Here is a 13320-nt window from a genome sequence, read left to right on the forward strand (position 1 = left end):
CTGCGCGGCTCGCGCCGAGGCCACGTGGCTCCACCACCCGTGCCTGGTTCACATGCGAACGGCCGTCCCCGAAGAGGGACGGCCGTTCGTGCGGGGCTTGCTGTGGGTCAGACCTTGAGGAGTGACTCCAGCGGGGCTCCGGCCAGGGCCGGCTCCAGGCGGGCCCGGCCGCCCAGGAAGCCCAGTTCCATCAGGACCGCGAGGCCGACGACTTCGGCGCCCGCTCGGCGGATCAGCTCGATCGAGGCCTCGGCGGTGCCGCCGGTGGCCAGAACGTCGTCGACGATCAGGATGCGGTCGTCGGCGGACAGGTCCTCCGCGTGCACCTCGATCTCCGCCGAGCCGTACTCCAGGTCGTACGCCTGGCTGAGGGTTGCCCCGGGGAGCTTGCCCGCCTTCCGCACGGGGATGAAGCCGAGGCCCGCGCGGATCGCGACCGGGGCGCCGAGGATGAAGCCCCGGGCCTCCAGACCGACGACCTTCGTGGCGCCGGTGTTCGCCGCGACCGCCGCCAGCGCGTCGGTGAGCGCCGAGAACGCCGCCGGGTCCGCCAGGAGCGGGGTGATGTCCTTGAACATCACCCCCGGCTCCGGGTAGTCGGCCACGTCACGGATACGGCTGAGCAAGAGCGCTGTGACGTCGGTGAGTTCGGTCATCGGCGCTTCCCCGAAGGACGGCCCCGGCCCCGGCCCCGGGACGCGGGCTGGGTGCGCGGACCGACGACCGCGGGGGTGGCGTCGTCGTCCGGCTCGTCGGAGACGGGGCGCGCGTCGGCCGTCTCCTCCTCGACGGACGCCTGGGCACGCTTGGCCAGGACCCGCTTCCTGAGGGCCTTCATCGCCGGCTCGCGCTCCTTGAGGTCGGCGACGAGCGGCGTGGCGATGAAGATCGAGGAGTACGCACCGGCGGCGAGACCGACGAACAGCGACAGCGAGATGTCGTTGAGCGTGCCCGCGCCGAGGAAGCCGCCACCGATGAACAGCAGGCCCGCCACCGGCAGCAGCGCGACCACCGTGGTGTTGATCGAGCGGACCAGGGTGCTGTTGATCGAGCGGTTGGCGATGTCGCTGTAGGTCCAGCGGTTCTGCTTGGTGATGTCCTTCGTCTGCTCCTTGAGGGAGTCGAAGACGACCACCGTGTCGTAGAGCGAATAACCGAGGATGGTCAGCAGACCGATCACCGTGCCCGGCGTGACCTCGAAGCCGACGAGGGCGTAGATGCCGACAGTGATGGTGATGTCGTGGATCAGGGCGACGAGCGCCGCGATGGCCATGCGCCATTCGAAGGCGATCGCCAGATAGATCACGACGAGGACCATGAAGATCGCCAGACCCTGCCAGGCCTTGTTGGCGATCTGATCGCCCCAGCTGGGTCCGACCAGGTCGGCGGCGATGGTCTCCGGGTCGACCTTGAAGTCCTTCGCGAGGTCGTTCTTGATCTCGTCGGACTGCTTGGTGTCCATGCCGGCGATCTGGATGCGCAGCGTGCCGTTGCCGAGCTTCTGCACGACGGCGTCGTGGCCGGAGGCTTCCTTCGCGTAGTCCTCGGCCTGGGAGACCGAGACGCTGGTCTTCTCGGTGGTGAAGACCGCGCCGCCCTGGAAGTCGATGCCCATGTTGAGGCCGCGTACCGCGAGGCCCAGGATCGCCGTGATGGTGATCAGGATCGAGATGCCGTACCAGAGCTTGCGGTGACCGATGAAGTCGTAGCTGATCTCGCCACGGTGCAGTCGGGCGCCGAGGTTGCCGAGTTTCGACATGCTCACGCCTCCTTCGTCTCAACGGGGCCGGAACGGCGGGTGCGGCGCAGCGGCGGCTTGGCACCCAGACTCTTCGGGTCGAGGCCGGACCACTTGCTGCCGCTCGCGAAGAACTTCCGACGGGCCAGCAGCGTCATCAGCGGCTTGGTGAAGAAGAAGACCACGACGACGTCGAGCACGGTGGTCAGACCGAGCGTGAACGCGAAGCCCTGGACCTTGCCGACCGTCACGGTGAACAGCACCGCGGCGGCGAGGAACGACACGAAGTCGGAGACCAGGATGGTGCGCCGGGCACGCGGCCAGGCCCGCTCGACGGCGGGGCGCAGCGAGCGTCCCTCTCGGATCTCGTCCCTTATACGTTCGAAGTACACGATGAACGAGTCCGCGGTGATACCGATGGCGACGATGGCACCGCACACGGCCGGCAGGTTCAGCGCGAAGCCGATGGCCGGGCCGAGCAGCGCCATGAGCACGTAGGTGAGGATGCCGGAGACGAGCAGCGAGGCCATCGCGACGAGGGACAGGCCCCGGTAGTAGGCCACCAGGTAGATGACGACCAGGAGGAGGCCGATGGCACCGGCGAGGAGACCGGCGTGCAGCTGGTCACCGCCGAGCGCCGCGGTCACCGTGGTCACGCTCTGCTCCTGGAAGGAGAGCGGGAGGGCGCCGTACGACAGCATGTTGGCGAGGTTCTGGGCCTCGTCCTGCGTGAAGCTGCCGGAGATCTGGGCGTTGCCGCCGGTGATCGAGGAGCTGACGTAGGGGCTGGAGACGACCTCGCCGTCGAGGACGATGCCGAACTCGTTCTGCGGCTGGGTGTTCTTCGCGAGCTGGGCCGTGATGTCCGCGAACTTCTTGGAGCCCTTGCCGTTGAAGGTCATGGTGACCTGCCAGCCGGCGGCGGTCTGGGTGTCGAAGACCGCCTGGGCCTTCTTGACCTCGGTGCCGTCGACGGCGGCCGGGCCGAGCAGGTACTTGTACCAGACGCCGGAGATCTCGCCGCAGCCCAGAGTGGTGTCGGCCGGCTTGGCCCCCTCGCCCGCGGTGGTGCGCTGCGCCTTCTTGGAGCAGTCCAGAGCGGCGTACTGGGCCTGGAGCTTGGCCTCGGAGGAGGAGGTGTCGGTGCCGCCGGTCGCGGGGGCCGACGGGGACGCGGAGCTCGACGCGCTCGCGGACGCCGACGGCGTGGAGTCCACTTTCAGCGCGTCGGTGACGGCGCGGCCCTGCGAGGTGGCGGAGGCCGACGGGGAGGACGACGAGGTCGCCTTCTCACCGGTGGAGCCGGACTTGCTCGCGGAAGGGCTCGGCGAGGCGGTCGAGGAGCCGCTGGCGGACGGGCTCGGCGAGGTGGCCGCGGCGCTGCCGGTGGCCTCCTGGGCCAGGACCGGACGGAAGTACAGCTTCGCGGTGGTGCCGACCTGGTCGCGGGCCTCCTTGGAGTTGGTGCCCTTGGGGATGTTCACGATGATGTTGCGATCACCTTGGGTCTGCACCTCCGCCTCGGAGACGCCCAGGCCGTTGACACGGCGGTTCATGATGTCGACCGCGGTGTCCATGTTGGCCTTGTTGATCGCGGACCCCTGGTCGGCCTTGGCCTCCAGCGTGATGCTGGTGCCTCCGGCAAGGTCGATGCCGAGGCGCGGGGTGGTGTGTCCGGAGAGGAACATTCCACCGGTGAGCGCCACGATGGCGATCAGGATCAGGGCCAGCGTGCGCCCTGGCTTGCTCTGGGCACTCGCGCTCCGGCCCCTTTTAGGTGCTGCCACCTTCTCGTACTCCCTCTCGGGCCGCTCTCGCGCCGGGTCGGCGGGCGGGCGGCCATGACTGGTGTCGGGATCCCGTGCGAGCCGCGCAGATCCGGGGCGCGCGGAGCTGGTCCGCGCGCCCCGGAGTGCGACTACTTCGCGCCGGACTCGCCGTCGGTCTTCTTCGGCTCGTCGTCCGACTTCGCCTCGGCTGCCTCGGTCTCGGCGTCGGCCTTGGCGGGCGCGTCGTCGGCGGGCTCCTCGGCCGTGTCCTTCTTACCGAGGTCGACGGACTTCTCGTCGGAGGCGGCGGCAGCTTCGTCGGCGGACTCGTCGGTCTCGGTGTCGGTGAGGGAGGAGGCGTCGTCCGGGACGACGTCGGAGTCGGACTTCAGGTCGTGCTCGATGCCGTGGACGATGCGGTTGTACTCGTCGTCGGACAGGACGGCACCGATGGCGTTCTTCGCGAAGAGAAGATCGATGCCGGGACCGGCGTCGAGGAGGACCGTGTCCTCGTTGACCTCCTTGACCGTGGCGTACATGCCCCCGATGGTGCGGACGCCACTGCCGGGCTGCATGTCGTTCCGCATGCTCGCGGCCTGCTGCTGCTTCTTCTTGGCCGAGCGGGTCATCAGGAACATGGCCCCGATGAGCACGATGAACGGGAGGAGGGTCACGAGACTCACGGGTCGGTACTTCCTTCACGCGACCGCGAGGTGAGCGGCCTGATGGTTGGGGGTATGTCTGCCGCCGACAAAGGCGGCATCGGCGGAGTCTAAGCGAGTCCGCGCGCAGTGAACAACGCTCAGCATGGCACCAGGGTTCCTGACCGGGCCAATGCCCGCGCCGTCACGATCGCGTCACGCCCCGAACAGGTCTTGTTGTCCGTTTCCTGTGGACGCCGAGCGGGGCGGGGTGAGGCCGAGATGCGCCCATGCGGCGGGAGTGGCGACCCGTCCGCGCGGCGTGCGGGCGAGGAGACCCTCGCGCACGAGGAAGGGTTCGGCGACCTCCTCGACGGTCTCGCGCTCCTCCCCCACCGCGACCGCGAGGGTGGACAGGCCGACGGGGCCGCCGCCGAAGAGCTTGAGCAGGGCCTCCAGGACTCCCCGGTCGAGGCGGTCGAGGCCGCGGGCGTCGACTTCGTAGACCTTGAGCGCTGCCGCCGCGATGTCGCGCGTGATGACTCCGTCGGCCCTGACCTGGGCGTAGTCCCGGACCCGGCGCAGCAGACGGTTGGCGATACGGGGCGTGCCGCGGGAGCGGCCTGCGATCTCGGCGGCACCGTCGGAACCGATCTCGACGTCGAGCAGGTTGGCCGAGCGGTGGATGACGCGCTCCAGCTCGGCGGGTTCGTAGAACTCCATGTGCGCGGTGAAGCCGAAGCGGTCGCGCAGCGGAGGCGGCAGCAGGCCCGCGCGCGTGGTGGCGCCGACCAGCGTGAACGGGGGCAGCTCCAGCGGGATGGCGGTGGCGCCGGGGCCCTTTCCGACGATGACGTCGACGCGGAAGTCCTCCATCGCCATGTAGAGCATCTCCTCGGCGGGCCGCGACATGCGGTGGATCTCGTCGAGGAAGAGGACCTCGCCCTCCTGGAGGGAGGAGAGGATCGCGGCGAGGTCGCCGGCGTGCTGGATGGCGGGGCCGCTGGTGATCCGGATCGGGGCGTTCATCTCGGCCGCGATGATCATCGACAGGGTGGTCTTGCCGAGGCCGGGGGCGCCGGAGAGCAGCACGTGGTCGGCGGTGGCCTCCCGCGCGCGTGCCGCCCTGAGCACCAGGTCGAGCTGTTCGCGCACCTTCTCCTGGCCGATGAACTCGTCCAGGTCCTTGGGGCGCAGGGCGGCCTCCACCGCCTGGTCCTCACGGTCGGCGGACGCACCGACAAGCCGCTCGGAGGCGGTCGCGTCGGTGGTGTCGTCCCAGTTCATGTGGTGTGCCTCTGTGTCGGGTGGGTCAGCGGGCGCGGTTCAGGGTCTGGAGGGCCGCCTTCAGCAGTTGGCCGACCTGGGGGGTGCCCTCGGCCGCCTCCGCCTGCGGGGTGACGGCGGTGACGGCCTCGTCGGCCTCGCGTGTGGCGTATCCGAGGCCGATCAGGGCGGCGTGCAGCTGGTCGCGCCAGCCCTGGGTGACCGGAGCGCCGATCGCGGGCGCGCCGATCGGCTCGCCCAGCCGGTCCTTCAGCTCCAGGAGCAGCTTCTGGGCGCCCTTCTTGCCGATGCCGGGCACGGCGATGAGCGCCTTCTCGTCGCCCGTGGCCACCGCTCGGCGCAGCGCGTCGGGCGCGTGCACGGCCAGCATGGACTGGGCCAGCCGCGGGCCGACTCCGCTCGCGGTCTGCAGCAGTTCGAAGACCTGGCGCTCGTCGTCGTCGACGAAGCCGTAGAGGGTGAGGGAGTCCTCCCGTACGACGAGGGAGGTGGCGAGCTTGGCGGGTTTGCCGAGGCGGAGCGTAGACAGCGTGTTCGGCGTGCATTGCACCGCCATGCCGACACCGCCGACCTCGACCACGGCGGCGTCGGGAGCGAGTGCGGCGACCGTGCCGCTCACAAAGGCGATCATGCCGTACGGCCTTTCCGTGCTGTTGCTGCCTGCAGGGCGACGGCCTGCTGGAGTCGGTTCTGGGCGGGCGCGCGCCAGATGTGGCAGATGGCGAGCGCGAGGGCGTCGGCGGCGTCGGCCGGCCTGGGCGGGGCGTCGAGCCGCAGCAGACGGGTGACCATGGCGCCGACCTGGGCCTTGTCGGCGCGTCCGCTGCCGGTGACGGCGGCCTTGACCTCGCTCGGGGTGTGCAGGGCGACGGGGATGCCGCGGCGGGCGGCGCACAGCATCGCGACGGCGCTGGCCTGGGCGGTGCCCATCACCGTACGGACGTTGTGCTGGCTGAACACCCGCTCCACGGCGACGCATTCGGGCCGGTGCTCGTCCAGCCACTGCTCGATGCCCTGCTCGACGGCGACGAGCCGCTGCCCCAACTCGGCGTCCGCGGGCGTGCGTACGACCCCGACGCCGATCATCGTGAGCGGCCGGCCGGCGACGCCTTCGACCACACCGACACCGCACCGCGTCAGTCCGGGGTCCACCCCGAGTACGCGCACCGCGCCCCCCTCCTTCGATCGCCTGTTTGTGCAGGCTATCGGGTGCCACTGACAACGACTTGCATCAACGCCCGGCAAAGCGACGGGCCGACGGGGGTGTCCCGTCGGCCCGTTCGAAGCTGAGCGTGGGCTCAGGCGTCTACCTTCTCCATGACCTCGTCGCTGACATCGAAGTTGGCGAACACGTTCTGCACGTCGTCGCTGTCCTCGAGGGCGTCGATCAGCTTGAAGATCTTCCGGGCACCTTCCTCGTCGAGCTCGACCTGCATGGTCGGGACGAAGTTGGCGTCGGCGGAGTCGTAGTCGATCCCGGCGTCCTGGAGGGCGGTGCGGACCGCGACCAGGTCGGTGGCCTCGGAGATGACCTCGAAGGACTCACCGAGGTCGTTGACCTCCTCGGCACCCGCGTCCAGGACGGCACCGAGGACATCGTCCTCGCCCAGCTCGCCCTTGGGGACGATCACGACGCCCTTGCGGTTGAAGAGGTACGAGACCGAGCCCGGGTCGGCCATCGAGCCGCCGTTGCGGGTCATGGCGACGCGCACGTCGGAGGCGGCGCGGTTGCGGTTGTCGGTGAGGCACTCGATGAGCACTGCGACGCCGTTCGGGCCGTAACCTTCGTACATGATCGTCTCGTAGTCGGCGCCACCGGCCTCGAGACCGGCACCGCGCTTGACCGCGGAGTCGATGTTCTTGTTCGGTACCGAGCTCTTCTTGGCCTTCTGGATGGCGTCGAACAGCGTCGGGTTACCGGACACATCGGCGCCACCGGTACGGGCCGCGACCTCGATGTTCTTGATCATCTTCGCGAAGAGCTTGCCGCGCTTGGCGTCGATCACGGCCTTCTTGTGCTTCGTCGTAGCCCATTTAGAGTGGCCGGACATCTGCCTGTCTCCTTCGCGTAACCCAACTCTTTACGAACGCCAGAGATCCTACTAGGACCCCGGCGCCCGGTTCGCGCGCACCATGTCGACGAACAGGGAGTGCACGCGGTGGTCGCCGGTCAGTTCCGGGTGGAACGACGTGGCGAGAGCGTTGCCCTGGCGGACCGCGACAATGTGACCCTCGTGCTCGGCGAGCACTTCGGTCTCAGCGCCCACGGACTCGACCCAGGGGGCGCGGATGAAAACGCCCTCCACAGGATCGCCCTCGACGCCCTTCACGTCGACCGCCGCTTCGAAGGACTCGTTCTGCCGTCCGAAGGCGTTGCGTCGCACGATCATGTCGATGCCGCCGATCGTCTCCTGGCCGGAGCGCGGGTCGAGGATCTTGTCGGCCAGCATGATCAGGCCCGCGCAGGTGCCGTAGACAGGCATTCCGGCACGTACACGCGCGCGTAGCGGCTCCATCACGCCGAACAGGACCGCCAGCTTGGAGATGGTGGTGGACTCGCCGCCTGGAATGACGAGGCCGTCCACCTCGGCGAGTTCGTCGGGGCGCCGCACCGGCCTGGCCACGGCGTCGGCCGCGGCCAGGGCCACGAGGTGCTCCCGGACGTCGCCCTGGAGGGCCAGGACGCCTATGACAGGAGTGCTCATGAGTGGTTACCAGCCGCGGTTGGCGTAGCGCTCGGTCTCGGGGAGGGTGTCGCAGTTGATGCCGACCATGGCCTCGCCGAGGTTGCGGGACGCGTCCGCGATGATCTTCGGGTCGTCGTAGAAGGTGGTGGCCTTCACGATGGCGGCGGCGCGCTTGGCCGGGTCGCCGGACTTGAAGATGCCGGAGCCGACGAAGACGCCCTCGGCGCCGAGCTGGCGCATCAGGGCGGCGTCGGCCGGGGTGGCCACGCCACCGGCGGAGAACAGCACGACCGGGAGCTTGCCGAGTTCGGCGACTTCCCTGACGAGCTCGTAGGGGGCGCGCAGCTCCTTGGCGGCGGCGTACAGCTCGTGGTTGTCGTAGCCACGCAGCCTGGCGATCTCGTTCTTGATCTGACGCAGGTGACGGACGGCCTCGACGACGTTGCCGGTGCCGGCCTCGCCCTTGGAGCGGATCATGGCCGCGCCCTCGGCGATGCGGCGCAGGGCCTCGCCCAGGTTGGTGGCGCCGCAGACGAAGGGCGTCGTGAAGGACCACTTGTCGGAGTGGTTGACCTCGTCGGCCGGGGTGAGGACCTCGGACTCGTCGATGTAGTCGACGCCGAGGGACTGCAGGACCTGGGCCTCGACGAAGTGGCCGATGCGGGACTTGGCCATGACCGGGATCGAGACGGCCTCGATGATGCCCTCGATCATGTCCGGGTCGGACATCCGGGCCACGCCGCCGTCCTTGCGGATGTCGGCGGGGACCCGCTCCAGGGCCATGACGGCGACGGCGCCCGCGTCCTCCGCGATCTTCGCCTGCTCCGGCGTGACGACGTCCATGATCACGCCGCCCTTGAGCTGCTCCGCCATACCGCGCTTCACGCGCGCGGTGCCGGTCTCGGGAGCCTGGTTCTCGGTGCTGGGCACGGGTTGACCTCGCTGAAGTGAAAGGGACTGCTGCAGCACCGAGGAAACGTCACCGGACCAGGCCACAGCAAGGGCCAATGGAGAGGCGGTGGATCGTTTTGCTGCTCAAGGGTGCCGGGGGACGCCGCCGTGGTGGCAGGGCTGCGCCTCGTGGACGAGGCCGGCCGGTGCCGCTGGACCTACGCTGCCCGGTCGACCAAGGCCGCGGGCGGCTCGTCGTCCATCTCGAAGGCCATCGGGAAGGGGGCGTGACCGGCCAGGCGGAACCAGCGGACCTTGCGGTGCTGACGCAGGCGGCGGGCGGCGCCGACCGCGTCGTTGTGGAAGCGGCGAGCCATCGGGACCCGTCGTACGGCCTCGGTGAGTTCGTGGGCCGCCGCCTCTCCCCCGGGCGCCTCACGGACCGCCTCCACCTGGGCCGGCTCCGCGAACACGGCCCGCAACGCCTGGCTCAGCTCGCTCTCGGCGACCTCCCGCTGTTCCTCCTCGGCCTGCCGGGCGGCGTGCGCGGCCTCGTACAGGACGATCGACGCGGCCGGGTCGAGCACGCCCGAGGTGGCCAGCTCCTGGGCCACGGAGGCACGGCGGAGCAACTGCGCGTCCAGGCCCGCGCGCGTGGCGTCGATCCTGGCGTGCAGCCGGTCGAGACGGCCCGCGGTCCAGCTCAGATAAAGGCCGACCGCGACGAGCGCGACGAGAATCCAGATGAGGGTGGGAGTCACGGGCAGCAAGGCTATCGGGGTGGGTTCGAGCGGGGCGGGGCAGGCACGGGACGGATGCGGGCGGCCCGCCCGAGGGTGTGCCTCACCGACGCGAGATCGGTCGGCGGTGAGTGGGGCCGCCCGGCGCGACAGAAGCTCGAGGCGGGCCAGGCGCGGGGCGGAACCCGTCGCCGGCGAGCCCGGCCCGGGACGCGGGACGAGGTCGTGGCCGGAGAGAGGAGACCCCGCACGGCACGAAGTTGTCCACGGCGGGACGAGACCCGACACGGGGAGGAGTCGGTCTCGGCGAAATGGGCCCCGATGCCGCACGAACCGCCCCTGGCGGGACCCCGGGCCAGCACCCCAGCACAGCCCCAGTCCTCAGCCGGTGATCGTCCTTCCGGCCCCGCACCACGGCCCCGGCCGAGCCCGCAATCCCCTGCCCGGCCGTCGGTGAACCAGGCACTCCCGCACACCGGCCCCGCCCACGCCGGCAGCCCTACCGGCCGACCGCAGGCGAACCCGCGATCGTACGCCCTGCCGGTCCACCGCAGGCAAACCGCGACACCGTGCCCCACCGCTCCACCGCGGGCGAGGCGCCGGTCTCGGGCAGCCGCGGCGTGTCCGTCGTACCGTCGCCCGTCAGTGCCCCGCCAACCCCAGCGGCGCCCGCGCGGCGGTCAGTCGCGGGCGAGTCCGAGTCGGGCGCGCAATCCCGGGCCCCGGTCGACATCCGCCGCGGCCACCGCCGCGGCGCCCGCCGTCACCGTCTCGTAGACCGACAGGATGTCCGCCCCGACGGTCGACCAGTCGAACCGCCGGACGTGCGCGCTGCCGCGCTCTCGCAGTTCGGTCAGCCTCGCCGGGTCACCGAGGAGCCGCAGCGCCGCGGCCGCCAGTGCGTCCGCGTCCTCGTTGGCGAAGAGTTCGCCCGCCGCGCCGTGGTCGAGCACCTGGGCGAAGGCGTCGAGGTCGGAGGCGAGCACCGGAGCGCCCGCCGACATGGCCTCGACGAGGATGATCCCAAAGCTCTCGCCGCCGGTGTTGGGGGCGACGTACAGGTCGACGCTGCGCAGGAAGCGGGCCTTGTCCACGTCGCTGACCATGCCGAGGAACTCCACACGCGCGCGCAGCTCCTCGGGGAGCGACTCCACCGCCTCCTCCTCGTCGCCGCGTCCAGCCACCAGCAGCCGGGTCCGGGGGCGCTCGGCGAGGATCTTCGGCAGGGCCTTCATCAGCACCGGCAGGCCCTTGCGTGGCTCGTCGATGCGCCCCATGAAGCCGATCGTGTCGCCCTGCCACTCGGGCTTCGGCTCGGCCTTGGCGAAGAAGTCGACGTCCACGCCGTTCGGGATCACCACCGCGTCGCCGCCGAGGTGCTCGACGAGCGTGCGGCGGGCGTACTCGCTGACGGCGATCCGGGCGCTGATCTTCTCCAGGGCGGCCTGGAGGATCGAGTACGCGGCGACCATGACCCGGGAGCGCGGGTTCGAGGTGTGGAAGGTGGCGACGATCGGGCCCTGCGCGGCCCAGCAGGTCAGCAGGCCGAGCGACGGCGAGGACGGCTCATGGATGTGGACCACGTCGAACTCGCCGTCGTGCAACCAGCGGCGCACCCGTGCCGCCGACAGGAAGCCGAAGCTCAGCCTGGCCACCGAGCCGTTGTACGGAACCGGAACCGCGCGGCCGGCCGAGACGACGTACGGCGGCAGCGGGGTGTCGTCGTCGGCCGGGGCGAGGACGGACACCTCGTGGCCGAGGCGGATGAAGTACTCGGCCAGATCACGGATGTGGAACTGGACGCCACCCGGCACATCCCAGGAGTACGGGCAGACGATGCCGATTCTCACGGGCGGGCCCCGTCCGACGGGCGGGGCTCGAGGTCCTTCAGCCACAAGCGCTGCAGCATGTGCCAGTCCTCCGGGTGGTCGGCGATCCCTGTGGCGAAGGCATCGGCCAGCGCCTGTGCCATGACAGACGTCTTTTCGGCCCGCGTACCTGTCTCGGGCACCTCGACCGGGGGATGCACCCTTCCCTGCATGACCGGCGAGTCGTCGTACCAGAGTGTCACCGGCAGCAGCAGCGCGCCCGTCTGCTGGGCGAGCAGGGCCGGGCCCGCGGGGATGCGGGTCGCCTCGCCGAAGAACCGCACCTCGACCCCGGACGACGACAGGTCGCGCTCGGCGACCAGACAGACCAGGCCGCCGTCCCGGAGCCGCCGGGCCAGCGTGCCGAAGGCGGTGCCGCCGCTGTGCGGGAGCACCTCCATCCCGAGGCCCTGGCGGTAGGCGACGAAACGGTCGTACAGCGTCTCCGGCTTGAGCCGCTCGGCGACCGTCGTGAACGGCGTCTCCAGCTCGGTGGTGACCCAGGCGCCGGCGAGGTCCCAGTTGGCCATGTGCGGCAGCGCGAGAATGACGCCTTTGCCGGCCGCGAGCCCCTCGGTCAGATAATGGAGATCCTTCGGGTCGAAGCCGCCCTTTATGCGTTCCTTGCTCCAGGCGGGCAGCCGGAAGGATTCCATCCAGTAGCGCAGATACGAACGCATGCCCGCGCGCGAGAGCTCGGCGAGGCGCTCGGGGCTCGCGTCGGGCACCACGCGCGCGTAGTTGCTCTCCAGTCGGAGCACGCCCTTGCCACGCCGTTTCCAGGCCAGGTCGGCGATGCTCCGGCCGAGGCGCACGGCGACCGGCTCGGGGAGTTTCTTGACCACGCCCCAGCCGAGACCGTACAGCGAGTCCGTCAGCCGCTCCTGGGCGCTCACTTCGCGGCCTCGCTCCCCTGTTCCTGCGACTTCTGCCTCTCCTCGGCGGCGGCCGACTCGGCGCCCCCCGCACGGGCTCCGTCCGAACCCACGCCATCCCGCCCGACGGCGTCCGACTCCGCCGCTTCCGACGAGGCAGCACCAGGCTCAGCGGCGTCGGCCTCGGCCTCGGCCTCCGCCTCCGCCGACTCCCGGCGGACCGTGACGACCCGCTGGATCAGCGTGACCAGGCTGCCGACGGCGACGATCCACAGCGCGATCGGCAGCAGGTACTGGATACCCGGCACACCGAACTTGTGCAGGCCCGCCAAGCCGGCCGCGACCAGTGAGATGACCAGCCGCTCGGCGCGCTCGACGAGGCCGTTGACGGCGACCGGCAGCCCGATCGACTCGCCACGGGCCTTCGTGTACGACACCACCTGGCCGCTGGCCAGGCAGAAGATGGAGACCGCGCACAGCGCGATGTCGTCGCCGCCCCCGGCGTACCAGAGGGCGAAGCCGCCGAAGATCGCGCCGTCGGCGACGCGGTCGAGGGTGGAGTCGAGGAAGGCGCCCCAGCGGCTGGAACGGCCGAGCTGGCGGGCCATGTTGCCGTCGACGAGGTCGGAGAACACGAAGAGCGTGATCACGACCGTGCCCCAGAAGAACTCGCCCACGGGGTAGAAGACCAGCGCGCCCGCGACCACTCCGGCGGTGCCGAGGAGCGTGACCGTGTCGGGGCTGACGCCCCTTCTGATCAGAAATGTGGCGAACGGCGTGAGAACACGCGTGAAGAATGCACGCGCGTACTTGTTCAGCATGGC

14 protein-coding genes are annotated in these 13320 nt (G+C 70.4%); all 14 read right to left on the reverse strand.

The window, feature by feature from the left end; genetic code table 11:
• Positions 1-107 precede the first annotated feature (107 nt).
• Positions 108-656, reverse strand: coding sequence for an adenine phosphoribosyltransferase (locus QF027_RS09465; RefSeq protein WP_306984224.1), 549 nt, complete (start codon positions 654-656; stop codon positions 108-110).
• Positions 653-1759 (reverse strand): protein translocase subunit SecF, encoded by a 1107-nt coding sequence (gene secF, locus QF027_RS09470; RefSeq protein ID WP_306984222.1) that lies wholly within the window; start codon positions 1757-1759, stop codon positions 653-655. Before secF ends, QF027_RS09465 begins: the two co-directional genes overlap by 4 nt.
• Before the next feature lie 2 nt (positions 1760-1761).
• The gene (gene secD, locus QF027_RS09475; protein WP_307073929.1) at positions 1762-3525 is read right to left on the reverse strand and encodes a protein translocase subunit SecD; all 1764 of its coding nucleotides are present in this window, start codon (positions 3523-3525) and stop codon (positions 1762-1764) included.
• Between the two features lie 131 nt (positions 3526-3656).
• Complete coding sequence (yajC, locus tag QF027_RS09480; protein WP_306984218.1) at positions 3657-4190, reverse strand: preprotein translocase subunit YajC; 534 nt, start codon at positions 4188-4190, stop codon at positions 3657-3659.
• Positions 4191-4364: 174 nt separating this feature from the next.
• Positions 4365-5435, reverse strand: a complete 1071-nt coding sequence (gene ruvB / locus QF027_RS09485; protein ID WP_306984216.1) for a Holliday junction branch migration DNA helicase RuvB — start codon at positions 5433-5435, stop codon at positions 4365-4367.
• Positions 5436-5460: 25 nt separating this feature from the next.
• A complete protein-coding gene (gene ruvA, locus QF027_RS09490; RefSeq protein ID WP_306984213.1) occupies positions 5461-6066 on the reverse strand; it encodes a Holliday junction branch migration protein RuvA in 606 nt (201 codons plus the stop codon).
• On the reverse strand, positions 6063-6602 hold the full coding sequence (ruvC, locus tag QF027_RS09495) for a crossover junction endodeoxyribonuclease RuvC (protein ID WP_306984211.1): 540 nt from the start codon (positions 6600-6602) through the stop codon (positions 6063-6065). The genes ruvA and ruvC overlap by 4 nt, the downstream gene beginning before the upstream one ends.
• A 131-nt stretch (positions 6603-6733) precedes the next feature.
• Entirely contained in the window at positions 6734-7486 is a 753-nt protein-coding gene (locus tag QF027_RS09500) for a YebC/PmpR family DNA-binding transcriptional regulator (protein WP_306984208.1), read from the reverse strand.
• A 51-nt stretch (positions 7487-7537) separates the two neighbouring features.
• Complete coding sequence (gene pdxT, locus QF027_RS09505) at positions 7538-8140, reverse strand: pyridoxal 5'-phosphate synthase glutaminase subunit PdxT (protein ID WP_306984206.1); 603 nt, start codon at positions 8138-8140, stop codon at positions 7538-7540.
• Between the two features lie 6 nt (positions 8141-8146).
• Positions 8147-9052, reverse strand: coding sequence for a pyridoxal 5'-phosphate synthase lyase subunit PdxS (gene pdxS / locus QF027_RS09510; protein ID WP_306984204.1), 906 nt, complete (start codon positions 9050-9052; stop codon positions 8147-8149).
• Positions 9053-9231: 179 nt separating this feature from the next.
• Positions 9232-9774, reverse strand: coding sequence for a hypothetical protein (locus tag QF027_RS09515; protein WP_306984202.1), 543 nt, complete (start codon positions 9772-9774; stop codon positions 9232-9234).
• Positions 9775-10433: 659 nt separating this feature from the next.
• Positions 10434-11603: a glycosyltransferase family 4 protein gene (locus QF027_RS09520; protein WP_306984201.1), complete on the reverse strand. Its 1170-nt coding sequence runs from the start codon at positions 11601-11603 to the stop codon at positions 10434-10436.
• A complete protein-coding gene (locus QF027_RS09525) occupies positions 11600-12517 on the reverse strand; it encodes a phosphatidylinositol mannoside acyltransferase (protein WP_307073931.1) in 918 nt (305 codons plus the stop codon). Before QF027_RS09525 ends, QF027_RS09520 begins: the two co-directional genes overlap by 4 nt.
• Positions 12514-13317, reverse strand: coding sequence for a phosphatidylinositol phosphate synthase (gene pgsA, locus QF027_RS09530; RefSeq protein ID WP_306984197.1), 804 nt, complete (start codon positions 13315-13317; stop codon positions 12514-12516). Before pgsA ends, QF027_RS09525 begins: the two co-directional genes overlap by 4 nt.
• Positions 13318-13320: the final 3 nt, after the last annotated feature.

The organism is Streptomyces canus, assembly GCF_030816965.1.
Taxonomy (GTDB): domain Bacteria; phylum Actinomycetota; class Actinomycetes; order Streptomycetales; family Streptomycetaceae; genus Streptomyces; species Streptomyces canus_E.